The organism is Sphingomicrobium sp. XHP0239, assembly GCF_039555325.1.
Taxonomy (GTDB): Bacteria; Pseudomonadota; Alphaproteobacteria; order Sphingomonadales; family Sphingomonadaceae; genus Sphingomicrobium; species Sphingomicrobium maritimum.
The window spans coordinates 1576335-1591977 of the sequence record NZ_CP154608.1; the positions used below are offsets into that span (position 1 = coordinate 1576335).

General features: G+C 63.4%; 24 protein-coding genes. All 24 read right to left on the bottom strand.

Annotated features, from left to right (window positions below):
• Positions 1–22: 22 nt before the first annotated feature.
• Positions 23–604, bottom strand: coding sequence for a 50S ribosomal protein L5 (rplE, locus tag WJT74_RS08015; protein WP_343343497.1), 582 nt, complete (start codon positions 602–604; stop codon positions 23–25).
• A complete protein-coding gene (rplX, locus tag WJT74_RS08020; RefSeq protein WP_343343499.1) occupies positions 597–914 on the bottom strand; it encodes a 50S ribosomal protein L24 in 318 nt (105 codons plus the stop codon). Before rplX ends, rplE begins: the two co-directional genes overlap by 8 nt.
• Before the next feature lie 2 nt (positions 915–916).
• Positions 917–1285 (bottom strand): 50S ribosomal protein L14, encoded by a 369-nt coding sequence (gene rplN / locus WJT74_RS08025; protein ID WP_343343501.1) that lies wholly within the window; start codon positions 1283–1285, stop codon positions 917–919.
• Between the two features lie 17 nt (positions 1286–1302).
• Positions 1303–1572 (bottom strand): 30S ribosomal protein S17, encoded by a 270-nt coding sequence (rpsQ, locus tag WJT74_RS08030; RefSeq protein ID WP_343343503.1) that lies wholly within the window; start codon positions 1570–1572, stop codon positions 1303–1305.
• 10 nt (positions 1573–1582) lie between these two features.
• Positions 1583–1792 (bottom strand): 50S ribosomal protein L29, encoded by a 210-nt coding sequence (rpmC, locus tag WJT74_RS08035; protein WP_343343505.1) that lies wholly within the window; start codon positions 1790–1792, stop codon positions 1583–1585.
• A complete protein-coding gene (rplP, locus tag WJT74_RS08040) occupies positions 1792–2226 on the bottom strand; it encodes a 50S ribosomal protein L16 (RefSeq protein WP_343343507.1) in 435 nt (144 codons plus the stop codon). Before rplP ends, rpmC begins: the two co-directional genes overlap by 1 nt.
• 12 nt (positions 2227–2238) lie before the next feature.
• Positions 2239–2949: a 30S ribosomal protein S3 gene (gene rpsC, locus WJT74_RS08045; protein ID WP_343343509.1), complete on the bottom strand. Its 711-nt coding sequence runs from the start codon at positions 2947–2949 to the stop codon at positions 2239–2241.
• On the bottom strand, positions 2949–3326 hold the full coding sequence (gene rplV / locus WJT74_RS08050; RefSeq protein ID WP_343343511.1) for a 50S ribosomal protein L22: 378 nt from the start codon (positions 3324–3326) through the stop codon (positions 2949–2951). Before rplV ends, rpsC begins: the two co-directional genes overlap by 1 nt.
• On the bottom strand, positions 3326–3601 hold the full coding sequence (rpsS, locus tag WJT74_RS08055) for a 30S ribosomal protein S19 (RefSeq protein ID WP_343343513.1): 276 nt from the start codon (positions 3599–3601) through the stop codon (positions 3326–3328). Before rpsS ends, rplV begins: the two co-directional genes overlap by 1 nt.
• Positions 3602–3607: 6 nt before the next feature.
• Complete coding sequence (rplB, locus tag WJT74_RS08060) at positions 3608–4441, bottom strand: 50S ribosomal protein L2 (protein WP_343343515.1); 834 nt, start codon at positions 4439–4441, stop codon at positions 3608–3610.
• Between the two features lie 6 nt (positions 4442–4447).
• The gene (locus tag WJT74_RS08065; RefSeq protein WP_343343517.1) at positions 4448–4762 is read right to left on the bottom strand and encodes a 50S ribosomal protein L23; all 315 of its coding nucleotides are present in this window, start codon (positions 4760–4762) and stop codon (positions 4448–4450) included.
• The gene (gene rplD, locus WJT74_RS08070; RefSeq protein WP_343343519.1) at positions 4755–5387 is read right to left on the bottom strand and encodes a 50S ribosomal protein L4; all 633 of its coding nucleotides are present in this window, start codon (positions 5385–5387) and stop codon (positions 4755–4757) included. The genes WJT74_RS08065 and rplD overlap by 8 nt, the downstream gene beginning before the upstream one ends.
• Positions 5388–5390: 3 nt before the next feature.
• On the bottom strand, positions 5391–6254 hold the full coding sequence (gene rplC / locus WJT74_RS08075) for a 50S ribosomal protein L3 (protein WP_343343521.1): 864 nt from the start codon (positions 6252–6254) through the stop codon (positions 5391–5393).
• 248 nt (positions 6255–6502) lie between these two features.
• Entirely contained in the window at positions 6503–6814 is a 312-nt protein-coding gene (rpsJ, locus tag WJT74_RS08080; protein ID WP_044450118.1) for a 30S ribosomal protein S10, read from the bottom strand.
• 282 nt (positions 6815–7096) lie between these two features.
• A complete protein-coding gene (locus WJT74_RS08085) occupies positions 7097–7600 on the bottom strand; it encodes a GNAT family N-acetyltransferase (protein WP_343343530.1) in 504 nt (167 codons plus the stop codon).
• A 184-nt stretch (positions 7601–7784) separates the two neighbouring features.
• Positions 7785–8975, bottom strand: a complete 1191-nt coding sequence (tuf, locus tag WJT74_RS08090) for an elongation factor Tu (RefSeq protein WP_343343532.1) — start codon at positions 8973–8975, stop codon at positions 7785–7787.
• Positions 8976–9083: 108 nt separating this feature from the next.
• Positions 9084–11177 (bottom strand): elongation factor G, encoded by a 2094-nt coding sequence (gene fusA, locus WJT74_RS08095; protein ID WP_343343534.1) that lies wholly within the window; start codon positions 11175–11177, stop codon positions 9084–9086.
• Positions 11178–11231: 54 nt separating this feature from the next.
• Positions 11232–11378: a hypothetical protein gene (locus tag WJT74_RS08100; RefSeq protein WP_343343536.1), complete on the bottom strand. Its 147-nt coding sequence runs from the start codon at positions 11376–11378 to the stop codon at positions 11232–11234.
• Between the two features lie 8 nt (positions 11379–11386).
• Entirely contained in the window at positions 11387–11857 is a 471-nt protein-coding gene (gene rpsG, locus WJT74_RS08105) for a 30S ribosomal protein S7 (protein WP_343343538.1), read from the bottom strand.
• 70 nt (positions 11858–11927) lie between these two features.
• A complete protein-coding gene (gene rpsL / locus WJT74_RS08110; protein ID WP_343343540.1) occupies positions 11928–12299 on the bottom strand; it encodes a 30S ribosomal protein S12 in 372 nt (123 codons plus the stop codon).
• 299 nt (positions 12300–12598) lie between these two features.
• Positions 12599–13654, bottom strand: coding sequence for a sensor histidine kinase (locus WJT74_RS08115; protein WP_343343542.1), 1056 nt, complete (start codon positions 13652–13654; stop codon positions 12599–12601).
• Between the two features lie 121 nt (positions 13655–13775).
• Positions 13776–14117: a DUF3140 domain-containing protein gene (locus WJT74_RS08120; RefSeq protein WP_343343544.1), complete on the bottom strand. Its 342-nt coding sequence runs from the start codon at positions 14115–14117 to the stop codon at positions 13776–13778.
• Positions 14118–14160: 43 nt separating this feature from the next.
• A complete protein-coding gene (locus WJT74_RS08125; RefSeq protein ID WP_343343546.1) occupies positions 14161–14850 on the bottom strand; it encodes a hypothetical protein in 690 nt (229 codons plus the stop codon).
• Positions 14828–15643 carry a lysozyme gene (locus WJT74_RS08130; protein WP_343343548.1) on the bottom strand — a complete coding sequence of 272 codons (816 nt, stop codon included), beginning with the start codon at positions 15641–15643 and terminating at the stop codon, positions 14828–14830. The genes WJT74_RS08125 and WJT74_RS08130 overlap by 23 nt, the downstream gene beginning before the upstream one ends.

The following is a 15643-nucleotide window of genomic DNA, read 5'->3' on the forward strand; positions in this document are numbered from 1 at the left end:
AGGATCCGAGAGACTGCGTATGTTACGCAGCCTCGGCTTCCTGCTTCGCTTCCGCGGGGAACGGGAAGTTGAAGAGGCGCAGCAGTTCGCGCGCTTCCTCGTCGCTCTTCGCGGTGGTGGTGACGATGACGTCCATGCCCCGGACCGTATCGACGCTGTCGTACGAGATTTCCGGGAAGACGATCTGCTCTTTCAGACCCATCGCATAGTTGCCGCGACCGTCGAACGACTTCGGGTTCAGGCCCCGGAAATCGCGAACGCGCGGCAGCGCGATGGTGACCAGGCGGTCGAGGAATTCGTACATGCGATCGCGACGAAGGGTGACCTTCGCGCCGATCGGCATGCCTTCACGCAGCTTGAACTGCGCGATCGACTTCTTGGCGTTGATGATCACCGGCTTCTGGCCCGCGATCAGTTCCATTTCCTCGGCCGCCTTCTGGACCTTCTTCTTGTCCTGCGTGGCTTCGCCGACACCCATGTTGATGACGACTTTCTCGATCCGCGGGACCTCGAGATGGTTCTTGTAGCCGAACTTCTCGGTCATCGCCTTCACGATGCGATCGTCGTAATCGGCTTTCAGGCGAGGGGTATAATCCTTAGCCATCGATTTTCTCTCCCGAGCGCGTGGCGACACGCACCTTCTTGCCGTCGACGGTTTCGAACCGCACGCGGGTGGCCTTGCCGTCCTTGGGATCGGCCAGCGCGACCTTCGAGGCGTGCATCGGCGCTTCGCGCTTCTCCAGACCGCCGTTGGGGTCCGTCTGCGTCGGCTTCTTGTGGCGGGTGATGATGTTCACGCCGTCCACCACGACCTTGCCTTCCTTCGGCAGGACCTTGGTGACGTCGCCGGTCTTGCCCTTGTCCTTGCCGGACAGGATGACGACCGTATCGCCCTTCTTGATCTTCGCGGCCATGACTAGAGTACCTCCGGTGCCAGGCTGACGATCTTCATGTGCTTCTTGGCGCGCAGTTCGCGCACCACCGGGCCGAAGATACGGGTGCCGATCGGCTCCTCGTTCTTGTTGACCAGCACGGCGGCGTTGCCGTCGAAGCGAATGACCGAACCGTCGGAACGGCGGATGTCCTTGGCGGTCCGCACGATGACGGCGCGATGGACATCGCCCTTCTTCACCTTGCCGCGCGGGGCGGCTTCCTTCACCGACACGACGATCGTGTCGCCGACGGTGGCGAACCGGCGCTTCGAGCCGCCCAGTACCTTGATGCACTGGACGCGCTTGGCACCCGAATTGTCCGCCACGTCGAGGTTGGATTGCATCTGGATCATTTCAGATCACCCTTCCCTTACGCTTCGGTGGGCACGTCTGCGGGATCCGCAGCGGCCACACGTTCGAGCACTTTCCAGCTCTTGGTTTTCGAAATCGGCGTGCATTCCTCGATGCGCACCGTTTCGCCCTGCGAGATCTCGTTGTTCTCGTCGTGGGCGTGATACTTCTTCGACCGCTTGATGATCTTGCCGTACAGCGGGTGCTTTACCCGGCGCTCGACACGGACCACCACGGTCTTGTCGCCCTTGTCGGAGACGACCGTTCCCTGAAGGATACGTTTCGGCATTCTTCGTCTCCTATTCCGCGCTCGCCGCTTCGGCGGCGCGCTGGTTCTGAAGCGTCATGATCTGCGCGATGGTACGGCGCACTTCCCTGACGCGGGCGGGCTTCTCGAGCTGACCGGTGGCCGACTGGAAGCGCAGGTTGAACTGCTCCTTCTTCAGCTGGCTCAGCTCGTCGGCCAGCTGGTCGTCGGTCTTGGCTTTGAGATCGTCGATCTTCGCCATTACTTCTTCTCCTCGATCAGGCTCTCGCCGAAGCGGGCCACGACCTTGGTCTTGATCGGCAGCTTCTCCGCGGCACGCTCGAAAGCGGCCTTGGCGAGCGGACCGGGAACCCCGTCCAGCTCGAAGATGATGCGGCCGGGCTTGACGCGGGCGACCCAAAATTCGGGGCTGCCCTTGCCCTTGCCCATGCGGACTTCGGCCGGCTTCTTCGAAACCGGGACGTCCGGGAAGATGCGGATCCACAGACGGCCCTGGCGGCGCATGTGACGCGTGATCGCGCGGCGGGCCGCTTCGATCTGGCGCGCGGTGATGCGCTCGGGTTCCATCGCCTTCAGGCCATAAGCACCGAAATTGAGCTCGGTACCGCCCTTGGCGTTGCCGTGGATGCGGCCCTTGAAGGCCTTGCGGAATTTGGTGCGCTTCGGTTGCAGCATGTCTCTATTTCCTTACCGGCGCCGGTCGTCGCGCGCCGGGCGGACGCCCGACGTCTGCGCGTCCATCATGAGCTTTTCCTGGGCCATCGGGTCGTGACCCATGATCTCGCCCTTGAAGACCCACACCTTGATGCCGCTGACGCCATAGGCCGTGTAGGCCGTGGCTTCGGCGTAATCGACGTTGCCGCGCAGCGTGTGCAGCGGCACGCGGCCTTCGCGATACCATTCGGTTCGCGCGATTTCCGCGCCGCCCAGACGGCCCGAGCAGGTGATGCGGATACCTTCGGCACCCAGACGCAGCGCCGACTGCACCGCGCGCTTCATGGCGCGGCGGAAGGCGATGCGGCGTTCCAGCTGGTCGGCCACGCCCTGCGCGACGAGGCGCGCGTCGATTTCCGGCTTGCGGATCTCGACGATGTTCAGGCTCAGCTCGCTGTCGGTCATCTTGGCCAGCTTGGCCTTCAGCTTCTCGATGTCCGCACCCTTCTTGCCGATGATGACACCGGGGCGCGCGGCATAGATCGAGATGCGGCACAGCTTGGCCGGGCGTTCGATCACGACCTTCGAGATCGCCGCCTGCGGCAGTTCCTTCATGATGAACCGGCGGATCTTCAGATCCTCCAGCAGCTGCTGACCGTAGTCCTGGCCTTCCGCGAACCAGCGCGAGTCCCAGGTACGGTTGATCTGCAGCCGCAGGCCGATGGGGTTGCTCTTGTGACCCATTAGGCTTCTTCCTGCTCGCGAACGACGACCCGCAGACGCGAAAACGGCTTTTCGATCCGGGTCGAACGGCCGCGCGCGCGGGTTGCGAAACGCTTCATGGTGATCGACTTGCCGACTGAGGCTTCCGCCACGATCAGCGCATCGACGTCGAGATTGTGGTTGTTCTCGGCATTGGCGACGGCCGACGCGAGCACCTTGTACGCGTCCTCGGCCATTCCCTTGTTCGAGAACTTGAGGATGTTGAGCGCGTCCTCGACCTTGCGGCCGCGGATGAGGCCCGCGACGAGGTTCAGCTTGCGGCTCGACCCACGGATCATGGTGCCGGTGGCAAGCGCCTCGTTGTCGGCGACCTTGCGGGGGGATTTCGGCTTGGCCATTAGCGCTTGCCCTTCTTGTCGGCGGCGTGACCCGGGAAGCTGCGCGTCGGCGCGAACTCACCAAGCTTCATGCCGACCATCTCTTCCGAGACCGCGACCGGCACGAATTTCTTGCCGTTGTAGACGTTGAACGTGAGCCCCACGAACTGCGGGAGGATCGTCGAACGACGCGACCAGGTCTTGATCGGCTTGGCGTTCGACTGCTCCTGCGCTTCCTCGGCTTTCTTGAGGAGCGACAGTTCGACAAAGGGACCTTTCCAGACGGAACGAGCCATGTTCGTTTAGCCCTTCTTCTTGGCGTGACGCGAACGGATGATATACTTGTCCGTCTGCTTGTTCTTGCGAGTACGAGCGCCCTTGGTCGGCTTGCCCCACGGGGTCACCGGATGGCGACCGCCCGAGGTCCGGCCTTCACCACCGCCGTGCGGGTGGTCGACCGGGTTCTTCGCGACACCACGGGTCAGCGGGCGCTTGCCCTTCCAGCGGTTGCGACCGGCCTTGGCGAGCGTCGTGTTCGAATTGTCCGGGTTCGACACCGCACCGACCGAAGCCATGCAGTCCGAGCGGATGTAGCGCTGCTCGCCCGAGTTCATGCGGACGATCACCATGCCGCGGTCACGACCGACGACCTGGCAATAGGTGCCCGCGGCACGCGCGATCTGGCCGCCCTTGCCGGGCTTCAGCTCGATGTTGTGGACGATCGTGCCGACCGGCATCTGGCCGATCTTCATCGCGTTGCCCGGCTTCACGTCGACCTTTTCGCCCGCGACGACCTTGTCGCCCGGCGCCAGACGCTGCGGCGCGATGATATAGGCCTGTTCGCCGTCGCCATAGGTGACGAGCGCGATGTAGGCCGAACGGTTGGGATCATATTCCAGACGCTCGACAGTCGCTTCGCCTTCCTTGCGGCGCTTGAAGTCGACCAGACGATACTTCTGCTTGTGCCCGCCGCCGATGCCGCGCGCGGTCACGTGACCCTTGTTGTTGCGGCCGCCGGTCTTCTTCTTGCCTTCGGTCAGCGCCTTGACGGGACCGCCCTTGTGCAGACCCGAACGGTCGACGAGGACGAGACCGCGGCGTGCCGGGCTGGTCGGACGGAATTGCTTGAGTGCCATGGTTCCTTAGACCCCGCTCGTGATGTCGATCGAATCACCCTCTTTCAGGGTCACGATCGCTTTTTTCTCGTCGTTGCGCTTGTAGGGACGACCCTTCCAGCGCTTCGTCTTGCCCTTCTGGACGATGGTGTTGACCTTCGTCACCTCGACCTCGAACAGCGCTTCCACGGCAGCCTTGATCTGCGGCTTCGTGGCTTCGCCCGCGACCTTGAAGACGACCGCATTGTGCTCGGACGCCATCGTCGACTTCTCGGTGATGTGCGGGGCGAGGATCACGTCGTAGTGACGGTTCTCGACCACTTTCTTGTCTGCCTTAGCCATTGAAACGGGCCTCCAGCTTTTCCAGACCCGCGCGCGTCAGCACGAGCGTGTCGTGGCGCAGGATGTCGTACACGTTGGCGCCGACCGCAGGCATCAGGTTGATGCCCATGAGGTTCGAGCTGGCGCGGGCAAACCCGACGTTCAGCGCTTCGCCGTCGATGACCAGGTTGGTCTTGCCGAAGCCGAGCTTGTCGAGCTTGCCCTGGAGCACCTTGGTCTTGGCGTCGCCGTTCATGTCGAGATTGTCGAGGATGATCAGCTTGCCGTCCTTGGCCTTGGCCGAGAGCGCCATCTTCAGGCCCAGTGCGCGGACCTTCTTGTTGAGGCTCGAGGAGAAAGTGCGGGCGCGGGCGCCGTGCGCCTTGCCACCGCCGATGAAGATCGGGGCGCGACGCGAACCGTGACGGGCCGTACCGCCGCCCTTCTGCTTGCCGTACTTCTTGCTGGTGCGCGCCACGTCCGAACGCTCGCGGGTCGCACGCGCCGGGGCGCGGCGGTTGACGAGCTGCCAGGTGACGACGCGATGGAGGATGTCCTCGCGCGGCTCCACGCCGAAGATGCCGTCGTCGAGCGTGACGTCGTCGCCGCCCTTCTTGGCATCGAGGGTCTGTACCTTGACCTTCATGGCTTAGCCTTCCTTGCCTTCGTCGGCCTCGGGCTTGGTGTCGCCCTCGTCCTTGGCTTCTTCATTGCTGCTCGCGGTCTGCTCTTCGGCCATCGCTTCCACCTCAGCCTGGGTGAAGGTCGGCGCGGCTTCCTGCGTCGCGGCGGTTTCGATCATGCCGGCGGGCGCTTCTTCCGAGGCGACCTCGTCGGCGTTGCGGCGCATCGCGGCCGGGAACGGAACGTTCTCGGGCAGCGGCACCTTCACCGCGTCGGTGACCATCAGCCAGCCACCCTTCGAACCGGGCACGCTGCCCTTCACGAAGATGAGGCCGCGCTCCACGTCGGTGCGCACGATCATCAGATTCTGCTGGGTGCGATTACGCGCGCCCATGTGACCGGCCATCTTCTTGTTCTTGAAGACGCGGCCCGGATCCTGGCGGTTACCCGTCGAGCCGTGCGAACGGTGCGAGATCGACACGCCGTGCGTGGCGCGCAGACCGCCGAAGCCCCAGCGCTTCATGGCGCCGGCAAAGCCCTTGCCCTGCGTCACGCCCTGGATGTCGACCAGCTGGCCGGCGATGAAATGGTCCGCGGTGATGTTGGCACCCACGTCGAGCAGCGCGTCTTCGTCGACACGGAACTCGGCGAGGCGCTTCTTGGGCTCGACCTCGGCCTTGCCGAAAGCTTCGCGCTGCGGCTTGGCGACATTCTTCGCCTTCGCCTTGCCAGCACCCAGAACCACCGAAGTATAGCCGTCGCGTTCGGCTTCCCGACGGGCCACGACCTGCAGCTCTTCCAGCTGGAGGACGGTGACCGGCACATGCCGACCGTCTTCCTGGAACAAGCGGGTCATCCCCATCTTTTTCGCGATCACGCCAGTGCGCATGACCTAAAACTCCCATCAGAGGCACGCCGACGACAGACCGTCTTCGACGTGCTTGCGACCCATCAATGTATGCGAACCCCCGCTCGGGTCGTTCCTTCCGATGGGAAGGAGGCGGGGGACGCAGTCCACGGCCGATGCCGTGCGGTATCCCTTGTGCTTCCGTCCGGCATGAACCGGGCGAGGCGCTCATCGCGTATCGCGAAAAGCGCCTTTGTCAAAACAACCAAGTGGCTGAGTTGACGCGGCCTTTAGGCCAGTTTGATCTCCACGTCCACCCCTGCGGCGAGATCGAGCTTCATCAAAGCATCGACCGTCTGCGGCGTGGGCTGCACGATATCGAGCAGCCGCTTGTAGGTGCGGACCTCGAACTGCTCGCGCGACTTCTTGTCGATGTGCGGCGAGCGGTTCACGGTGAACTTCTCGATGCGCGTCGGCAGCGGAATGGGACCGCGGATGAGGGCACCCGTGCGGCGTGCGGTATCGGCGATATCGCCAGTTGCCTGGTCGAGAACCCGATGGTCGAAAGCCTTCAGACGAATGCGAATATTCTGCGTTTCCATGTCCACTCACCGATGCGAAAGAGCCAAGGCTGTTTCCAGCCCAAAAAAACAAGAGGCCAATCCCGCTTCTGCCCGGCGTACCGGAACGGGCGACCTCCCTAAAACTTGTGCGACAAGGGACGAATCCCCGTCTGTGAGGGCGCGTCTACAGTCGGTGGGGAGCGAGATCAACCCCCCTTGTAGGTCAGCTGGCGTAAGAATTGGCCGATTGAGGCGACATCCGACTGCAGGAAGCGTAGGATTGCGCCGGCCCGCCGACGAGGTGCGGAGGTGCGGCTCGGGTCAGCGATCCTGTGGCAAGGGCAGCCGCATCAGGATCTCGTCATAGTATCTATCGTCGATCTTGATGTCCCTACTCTCGCGGCCATATTCGCGGAAACCCGCACCGACATAGAGGCGTATAGCCACGTCGTTTTCGGCGACGACCGTCAGGATCACCTCTTCGAATTGCCCGCGCGCATGCGAGAGGCTGGCATCGAGCAGCCGTTTTCCGATGCCGAGGGCACGCCGGTCTGGATCGACGAACATTCCCCAAAGGATCACCTTGTGCCGGAGCTTTACCTTGGCGCGCAAAGCCAGTCCCACGCACCCGACCAACGCCCCCTCGGTCCACGCGCCAAACAGCATTCCCTCGCTCACCCGCTGGCCCCACTCGTCATCGGAAAGACTGGCTTCCTCGGTGAACGATGCGCCGAACGATTCTGGGTTCGATTCCAGCGCGGAGAGTCGCAGCGCCCTATAGGCAGCGACCTGATCGGGTCCGAGACGTGAAACGCTGAAATTCACCGGTTTGCATCCTTCGGGCCCCTTTCAGTTATCATTGTCCGTGCCGGACACAAGCGCAGTCACGCGCTGCGAGTGGAGCGCCCGGCATCTGAGCGGCCCACGCAGAAACGAAAAAGGCCCGGCGCTTCCATCGAAGCACCGGGCCTTTTTCTTGTCGAACGCTCCTTGAAGGAGCGCGCGAGGCTTACGCGGTGATCTTGCCGACCACGCCCGCGCCGACCGTACGGCCGCCTTCGCGGATGGCGAAGCGCAGGCCCTGGTCCATGGCGATCGGAGCGATCAGCTTGACGCCGAGCGACACGTTGTCGCCGGGCATGACCATTTCCGTGCCTTCGGGCAGCGTGATTTCACCGGTCACGTCGGTCGTCCGGAAGTAGAACTGCGGACGGTAGTTGGCGAAGAACGGCGTGTGACGGCCGCCTTCGTCCTTCGACAGGACGTAGACTTCGGCTTCGAAATCGGTGTGCGGCGTGATCGAACCCGGCTTGGCCAGAACCTGGCCACGCTCGACTTCTTCACGGCCGACGCCGCGGATCAGCGCGCCGACATTGTCGCCCGCCTGGCCCTGGTCGAGCAGCTTGCGGAACATTTCGACGCCGGTCACGGTCGTCTTGGTCGTGTCCTTGATGCCGACGATTTCGACTTCGTCACCCACGTTCACGATGCCGGTTTCAATACGACCGGTCACCACGGTGCCGCGGCCCGAGATCGAGAACACGTCTTCGATCGGCATGAGGAAGTCCTTGTCGAGCGGACGATCCGGCTCGGGGATCCACTCGTCAACCGCCGCCATCAGCTTCAGGATCGCGTCCTGGCCGATTTCGCGGTTGGAGTCTTCCAGGGCGGCCAGCGCCGAACCGGCGATGATCGGAATGTTGTCGCCGTCGAAGTCGCGCTTGGAAAGTTCTTCGCGGATTTCGAGTTCGACGAGTTCGAGCAGCTCGGGATCGTCGACCTGGTCGACCTTGTTGAGCCACACGACCATCGTGGGAACGCCGACCTGCTTGGCGAGCAGGATGTGCTCCTTGGTCTGCGGCATCGGGCCGTCGGCGGCCGAAACGACGAGGATCGCGCCGTCCATCTGCGCGGCGCCGGTGATCATGTTCTTCACATAATCGGCGTGGCCCGGGCAATCGACGTGCGCGTAGTGGCGCTTCTCGGTTTCATACTCGACGTGCGCCGTCGAGATGGTGATGCCGCGCTCGCGCTCTTCGGGAGCCTTGTCGATGTTCGCGAAATCGACCGCCGTGCCGGTGCCGCTTTCGGCCAGCGTCTTGGTGATCGCCGCGGTCAGCGACGTCTTGCCATGATCGACGTGACCGATGGTGCCGATGTTGACGTGCGGTTTGTTCCGCTCGAATTTTGCCTTCGCCATTATACGCCTCTTTTCGTCTGTTCGTCTGTCTTCGATGATGTTTGGGACGCTCCGCTCCCGAAAGACCGGAGCGCCCTTAACGTTTAAAATGCCGGAGCGCTAGCCCCGTTACGCCAGCTTTGCCTTGAGTTCGTCCGCGACGTTCTGCGGGACTTCGTCGTAGTGCGAGAACTGCATGCTGTACTGGGCCCGGCCCGAAGTGAAGCTGCGCAGTTCGTTGATGTAGCCGAACATGTTGGCCAGCGGGACCATCGCCTCGACGACCTGTGCGTTGCCGCGGCTGTCGGTACCCTGGATCTGGCCACGACGGCTGTTCAAGTCGCCGATCACATCGCCGAGATAGTCCTCGGGAGTGACCACTTCAACCTTCATCACCGGCTCGAGCAGCTTGATGCCGGCCCGCTGCGCGATCTCGCGCATCGCGGCACGACCCGCGATCTCGAACGCCAGCGCGCTGGAGTCGACGTCGTGATACTTGCCGTCGGTCAGCTCGATGTCGAAGTCGATGATCGGGAAGCCGATGAGGCTGCCGGTCTCGGCGGTCTCGCGCATGCCCTTCTCGACCGACGGGATATATTCCTTGGGAATGTTCCCGCCCTTGACGTTGTCGACGAAGTTGATGCCCGCGCCGCGTTCGCCCGGCGTGACGTTGATCTTCACTTCGGCGAACTGGCCCGAACCACCCGACTGCTTCTTGTGGGTATAGGTCATCTCGGTCGCCTTCTTCAGCGACTCGCGATAGGCCACCTGCGGCGCACCGACGTTGGCGTCGACCTTGAACTCGCGCTTCATGCGATCGACGATGATGTCGAGGTGAAGCTCGCCCATGCCCTTGATGATCGTCTGACCGCTTTCGTGGTCGGTCGTCACGCGGAAGCTGGGATCCTCGGCGGCGAGGCGATTGAGCGCGATGCCCATCTTTTCCTGGTCGGCCTTGGTCTTGGGTTCCACCGACAGTTCGATGACGGGATCGGGGAATTCCATGCGCTCAAGGATGATCGGCGCGCGTTCGGCGCACAACGTATCCCCGGTGGTGGTGTCCTTCAGACCCGCGATCGCGACGATGTCGCCCGCGAACGCCTCATCGATGTCTTCGCGGTTGTTCGAGTGCATGAGCAGCATGCGCCCGATCTTTTCCTTCTTGTCCTTGACCGTGTTCAGCACGCCGCCCTTCGACAGCTTGCCCGAATAGATGCGGCAGAAGGTGAGCGAGCCGACGAACGGATCGTTCATGATCTTGAACGCCAGCGCGGCGAACGGCGCGTCGTCGTCCGACTTGCGGGTCGCGGTTTCGTCGCTGTCAGGGATGACGCCCTCGATGGCCGGCACGTCGACCGGGCTCGGCATGTAGTCGACGATCGCGTCGAGCAGGGGCTGAACGCCCTTGTTCTTGAACGCCGAGCCGCACAGCACCGGAACGAACGCACGCGCCAGCGTACCCTTGCGGATCAGCTTCTTGAGCGTCTCGGTGTCGGGCTGTTCGCCTTCGAGATAGGCCATCATCGCATCGTCGTCCTGTTCGACGGCGAGCTCGACGAGCTTCTCGCGATATTCGTTGGCCTTGTCCTGGAGGTCGGCCGGGATGTCGACATAGTTGAATTCGGCGCCGAGGCCTTCCGATTCCCACACCACGCCGCGCATCTCGACGAGGTCGACGATGCCCTGGAGCTGGTCTTCCGCACCGATCGGCAGCGCCAGCACGAGCGGCGTCGCGCCGAGGCGCTCGACGATCGAGTTGACGCAGTAATAGAAGTCCGCGCCGGTGCGATCGAGCTTGTTGATGAAGCACATCCGCGGAACCTTGTACTTGTCCGCCTGGCGCCACACCGTTTCCGACTGCGGCTCCACGCCCGCGACGCCGTCGAACACCGCGACCGCGCCGTCGAGCACGCGCAGCGAACGCTCGACTTCGATCGTGAAGTCGACGTGGCCGGGCGTGTCGATGATGTTGATGCGGTGGCGGGGAAGGCCCGAGTCCTCGGGCGGCCAGAAGGTCGTGGTCGCGGCCGACGTGATCGTGATCCCGCGCTCCTGCTCCTGCTCCATCCAGTCCATCGTGGCGGCGCCGTCATGGACTTCGCCGATCTTGTAGGACTTGCCGGTATAATAGAGAATGCGCTCGGTCGTCGTCGTCTTGCCGGCATCGATGTGCGCCATGATGCCGATATTGCGATAGCGCTCGATCGGATAGTCGCGGGCCATGTTCAGTACCTCGAAAAGTTGCGGGGCGATAACGGGATGCGCCCCATGTAATGATTAGTTTGACCGGATGAAGACGATCGCCACCACGGCGAGCGCCAAACCGATCAGGAAGCCGGTCGAAGCGATCCGCTCGCGCTCCGCGGGAGTGACCGAACGCCACCCCGCCGCGAAGCCCGAACGGAACAGCCGCAGCCGGTCCACCCGCCCAACTACCAGCGGTAGTGCGAGAAGGCGCGGTTGGCTTCGGCCATGCGGTGCGTGTCTTCACGCTTCTTGACCGCGTTGCCGCGGTTTTGGCTGGCGTCCATCAGTTCGCCCGACAGGCGCGCGGCCATCGTCTTCTCGTTGCGCGACCGAGCGGCCGAGATCAGCCAGCGGATCGCCAGCGCCTGCGCACGTTCGGGGCGGACCTCGACGGGCACCTGGTAGGTGGCACCACCGACGCGGCGCGAACGCACTTCGACGCCCGGCTTGATGTTGTTGAGAGCCTCGTGGAACACGCCGAGGGGGTCGGCCTTCATGCGGGCTTCGACATTGTCGAGCGCACCGTAGACGATGCTTTCCGCAACCGACTTCTTACCGTCGAGCATGATATTGTTCATGAACTTCGACAGGACCAGATCACCGAACTTGGGATCGGGAAGGATGACGCGCTTTTCTGGGCGACGACGACGGGACATAGGATGATCCTTTTAAAGAGCGGCGCGCGGGATGGGCACGATGCCTCCCGCCGCGACCGACAAAACCAGCTTACTTGGGCTTCTTGGCGCCATACTTGGAGCGCGACTGACGGCGATCCTTGACACCCTGCGTGTCGAGCACGCCGCGAAGCACGTGATAGCGAACGCCGGGAAGGTCGCGCACACGCCCGCCGCGGATCAGCACGACGCTGTGCTCCTGCAGGTTGTGGCCTTCGCCCGGGATGTAGCTGATGACCTCGCGCTGGTTCGTCAGGCGCACCTTGGCGACCTTGCGCAGCGCCGAGTTCGGCTTCTTCGGGGTGGTCGTATAGACGCGGGTGCAGACGCCACGCTTCTGCGGGTTCTGTTCCATCGCAGGGACCTTGGACTTGGCCTTCTGCGGTTCGCGACCCTTGCGGATCAACTGGTTAATCGTCGGCATGAAGCCTTCACCTTTCTTCTGACCGGGTCATTCCGGCGGTTACTGCGAGCAGGCGCAACAGCATATCGAAGGGCGCTCCCCTTCCCGGCTTTCTTCCGGGAACGAAAACCCCTTGGAAAATCTCGCCTGTCGTTGTTCAGCTCTTGTCCGGCCGGACTTTCCGGAACGGACGTGCGCGCCCTTAAAAGAGAGCCGCGCCCACGTCAAGCCGGAGCTGACTCATGCGACCCGGCGCCGCGACCGACCGACACCCTGCGGCCAGCTATCCGTTGCACGGTCCGGTGGCGACGCCTTCGGCCTCAGTCGCGCTTCAACGGAACCTCGATCCGCGCGAAATAGCCGGGGCGGTCGCTCCGCACTTCCATCACCGCGTCGAGCTGGCTCGACAGCGCGCTGATGAGTGCCCGCCCGATCCCGCGGCCCGTATCGTTGGCGGGCGCGGAAAAGCCGGGTCCGTTGTCGGCATATTCGATCAACAGCTGCGTCTTCGTCACTTCGATCCCCACCGTTATCTCGGGGCGATCAACGTCGGAAAAGGCATGCTTCATCGAGTTCAGCACCAGTTCGTTGAGTGCCAGCGCCAACGGCACCGCCTCTTCGGTACCGAAGGACGCATGGCCCTTCTGCCGGACCGCGAGTTCGACCTTGGTATCGCCGGAAAGCGCCTTGACCGTATCGGTCAGCATTGCCGCCAGAAATCCCACGATCTCAAGTTCGTCGTGGGTTCCCGTCTCGTACAGCTGCCGATGGATATCGGCGAGCACCGTGACGCGCGAGGCAATGTCCGACAAGGCGCGCCGCGCGGCCTCGTCCTCCAGCTTGCGCGAATGCAGTGTCAGCAGCGACGTCACCAGCGCCAGATTGTTCTTCACGCGGTGGTTGACCTCGTAAAGAAGGACGTCCTTGGCCTTCAGCGCTTCCTGCAACTTGCGATCGGCCGCCAGTTCGTCGGTACAGTCCGACATGGTCAGTACCGCCGCGATCTGGCGTCCGTTCTTGTCCTTGACCGGCGTCGCCGATCCGATCGCGTCGATGATCTTTCCGTCGGGCCGCTGGATCTTCCAGTGTGCGTCCTCGATCGTCTCGCCGTCCAGCACCGCGCGCGCCAACGGCAGATCGCGCGGCGGATGCGGTTTCTCGTCGACGGTGAGCAGATGATAGGTCGCGCTATAGTCCTCGGGCGACACATGAAGAGCCTCGACCCCGTGGATCTTCGCCGCTGCGGCGTTGACGTAGATGAGCTCGCCGTTCGCATCCGCGACGATCACGCCCTCGGCCAGCTGCGCGAGCGCCGCCAGCAGGACGGGCCGTTGATCGGCGGTTTCGATCGAGAACAGGGTTTCTACGAGGCCCATGACTCTACCCCATTCACAAGGGCCGCACGATGCCGAACCCGGATAATCCGTTTAGACTGAATGGATTAACGAAAGCAAATCGTTTCATCGCAGAACCGATTCTGTTCGACGACTTCCTTCCTCAGTCCTTCATGGGATCGTGGCCCCAGTTCATGAGGCTGTAGCGCCAGTCGCTGTCCTCGATGTCGCTTGACGGCTTCTGGGCCATGTGACGGTTTACGTAGCCCAGGACCTTTTCCATGTGATCGTGGTCCGCGGCCGTCAGCTCGCCCACGTTCTTGCGCTTGATTGCGACGATCCGCCGGCCCGACCGATGCCCGGTGCTCTCGCCACCGTCGCTGTCCCCTACCGATTTGGACTCTTCGGTGTCGAGCCAGTCTTCCAATTCGCTGGGGCTCATGTTCACCGCGTCGCGGAAGTCCTTGCGGATATCGGTCCGCTCGTCGTCGTCGCGCTCGCTCATCACTGTCTCCTTCCAGGTTCGAAAGCGCCAATCGGCGAGCGACCTATCGGGTTGCGCGTTGCTCGTTCTTGGCGGTCTCGGCTGCGGCGATCGCTTCCATTTCCGCGCTGGCCTGATCGTTCAGCGTGACGAGCTTGGGCTCCGCGCCCGTTTCCGGGACCACGAGCCAGATCGCACCCAGGTCGAAGAAGGCGCCCTTGTCCGGCACCACCGTGAGATCCTCGAGCTCCAGGTTCTGCATGCGATCCAGCGTCCGGTCGGTGAAGATGCGGTCGAAGGCAGCCTCCAGCGAAGCCCGATCGCGGATCTCCTCGCGCTCGCCAGCACTGTTGATGAACAGAAGCGGGATTCCCGCCCGTTCGAGGACCGCGGCCCGATCGCGATTGCTGGCGCTGTCACGCAGCGCCTCGATCGTGCGCACGAATTGCGTCGCGCTGGTCGCAGTAGCGCAGCTGATCGCGCCGCCTTCGGCAGCGTCGTTCGCGCGATCGAAATCGCGCTCGCTCTGCCCGCCGTAATCGTCGGCCTGTTCGCGCACGGCCCAGATATCCTCGAGGCAGTCGGTGGCCGCCTCGCCGCCGGGGCGGGCCCGTTCGCCCTCGGGGCCCTGCGCCAGCTCGATCGCGCGCTCGGCATCGCTCTCGCGCGTGGGTTCGGTCCCGTCGCATCCGGAAAGCAAAATCCCCAGCGCCGCGACACCGGCGATGGCGTTAACTCGTGCGAGGATCGGCATAGTCACCCTCCCTGAACATGCGGCGGCGACGTTCGGAGCGATTGATCAATCCTTCCGCCTGCTGCCCATTCTGTGCGCGTGAATAGACCAGTTGCTCCGCGATCGCCTCATAATCCTCCGCGTCGATCGCCCGGTTGAGCGCGGGGCTGCGATCGCGCGATACGTTGCCAGGCCCGACGTTGTAGACGAGGTCGACCAGCGCATCGAATTCGTGCTGCTTCACTCTCGTATTGCGTAGCAGGCGCCGCACCGCCGAGGCCGCCTTGTCGAGATCCTGTTCGAGCAGTCGGTTCATCCGCTCGCGCGAGATACGGTCGCCGACGCGCAGTCCGTCCGCCGGCGTCACCAGATGTCCTGCCCCCACCGTCGGCAGGCCGGACACGTCGCGATAGACGGTCAGCACCTGACCCTCCTCTTCGCGGATGATGGATTTCAATTCGTCGCTAACGCCGAAATCGTTCGCCAGCGCGCGTGCATCGCTCATCACCGCTTCTTCCTCGATCGCTTCCTTCTCGATCGCGCTCAGACCGAGGCCGGACAGCGCATCGAAGATCGCGACATCGCGGGACCAGCTGTAATAGCCGAGCCAGGCGAGCCCCAGCACCACGACCACGGCGGTGATTTCGCGCCACGCCAGTGGCAGGCGCCGATCCTTGTGTCCGACCTTCGGCCGGTCGCGATGGTCGGCCGTGCCGATGCTTCCGAGACGGGCGTCGACGGGGCGCCGGGGTTCGGTTTCTGATGTGACGCCGCCTCTCCTGCGATGGTGTCGGTGCGAGGACGTCCCAACCAA

Bases quoted from the DNA above. Each gene is read 5' to 3' on its own strand.
- rpsC (WP_343343509.1), bottom strand. From the start codon at position 2,949: ATGGGTCACAAGAGCAACCCCATCGGCCTGCGGCTGCAGATCAACCGT.
- rplC (WP_343343521.1), bottom strand. From the start codon at position 6,254: ATGCGCACTGGCGTGATCGCGAAAAAGATGGGGATGACCCGCTTGTTC.
- rplN (WP_343343501.1), bottom strand. From the start codon at position 1,285: ATGATCCAGATGCAATCCAACCTCGACGTGGCGGACAATTCGGGTGCC.
- rplX (WP_343343499.1), bottom strand. From the start codon at position 914: ATGGCCGCGAAGATCAAGAAGGGCGATACGGTCGTCATCCTGTCCGGC.
- rplD (WP_343343519.1), bottom strand. From the start codon at position 5,387: ATGAAGGTCAAGGTACAGACCCTCGATGCCAAGAAGGGCGGCGACGAC.
- fusA (WP_343343534.1), bottom strand. From the start codon at position 11,177: ATGGCCCGCGACTATCCGATCGAGCGCTATCGCAATATCGGCATCATG.
- rplV (WP_343343511.1), bottom strand. From the start codon at position 3,326: ATGGCCAAGCCGAAATCCCCCCGCAAGGTCGCCGACAACGAGGCGCTT.
- rpsJ (WP_044450118.1), bottom strand. From the start codon at position 6,814: ATGGAAACGCAGAATATTCGCATTCGTCTGAAGGCTTTCGACCATCGG.
- WJT74_RS08125 (WP_343343546.1), bottom strand. From the start codon at position 14,850: ATGCCGATCCTCGCACGAGTTAACGCCATCGCCGGTGTCGCGGCGCTG.
- rpmC (WP_343343505.1), bottom strand. From the start codon at position 1,792: ATGGCGAAGATCGACGATCTCAAAGCCAAGACCGACGACCAGCTGGCC.
- rpsG (WP_343343538.1), bottom strand. From the start codon at position 11,857: ATGTCCCGTCGTCGTCGCCCAGAAAAGCGCGTCATCCTTCCCGATCCC.
- rplP (WP_343343507.1), bottom strand. From the start codon at position 2,226: ATGCTGCAACCGAAGCGCACCAAATTCCGCAAGGCCTTCAAGGGCCGC.
- rpsL (WP_343343540.1), bottom strand. From the start codon at position 12,299: ATGCCGACGATTAACCAGTTGATCCGCAAGGGTCGCGAACCGCAGAAG.
- tuf (WP_343343532.1), bottom strand. From the start codon at position 8,975: ATGGCGAAGGCAAAATTCGAGCGGAACAAACCGCACGTCAACATCGGC.
- rpsS (WP_343343513.1), bottom strand. From the start codon at position 3,601: ATGGCTCGTTCCGTCTGGAAAGGTCCCTTTGTCGAACTGTCGCTCCTC.
- rplB (WP_343343515.1), bottom strand. From the start codon at position 4,441: ATGGCACTCAAGCAATTCCGTCCGACCAGCCCGGCACGCCGCGGTCTC.
- rplE (WP_343343497.1), bottom strand. From the start codon at position 604: ATGGCTAAGGATTATACCCCTCGCCTGAAAGCCGATTACGACGATCGC.
- rpsQ (WP_343343503.1), bottom strand. From the start codon at position 1,572: ATGCCGAAACGTATCCTTCAGGGAACGGTCGTCTCCGACAAGGGCGAC.
- WJT74_RS08120 (WP_343343544.1), bottom strand. From the start codon at position 14,117: ATGAGCGAGCGCGACGACGACGAGCGGACCGATATCCGCAAGGACTTC.
- WJT74_RS08065 (WP_343343517.1), bottom strand. From the start codon at position 4,762: ATGGCTAAGGCAGACAAGAAAGTGGTCGAGAACCGTCACTACGACGTG.
- WJT74_RS08115 (WP_343343542.1), bottom strand. From the start codon at position 13,654: ATGGGCCTCGTAGAAACCCTGTTCTCGATCGAAACCGCCGATCAACGG.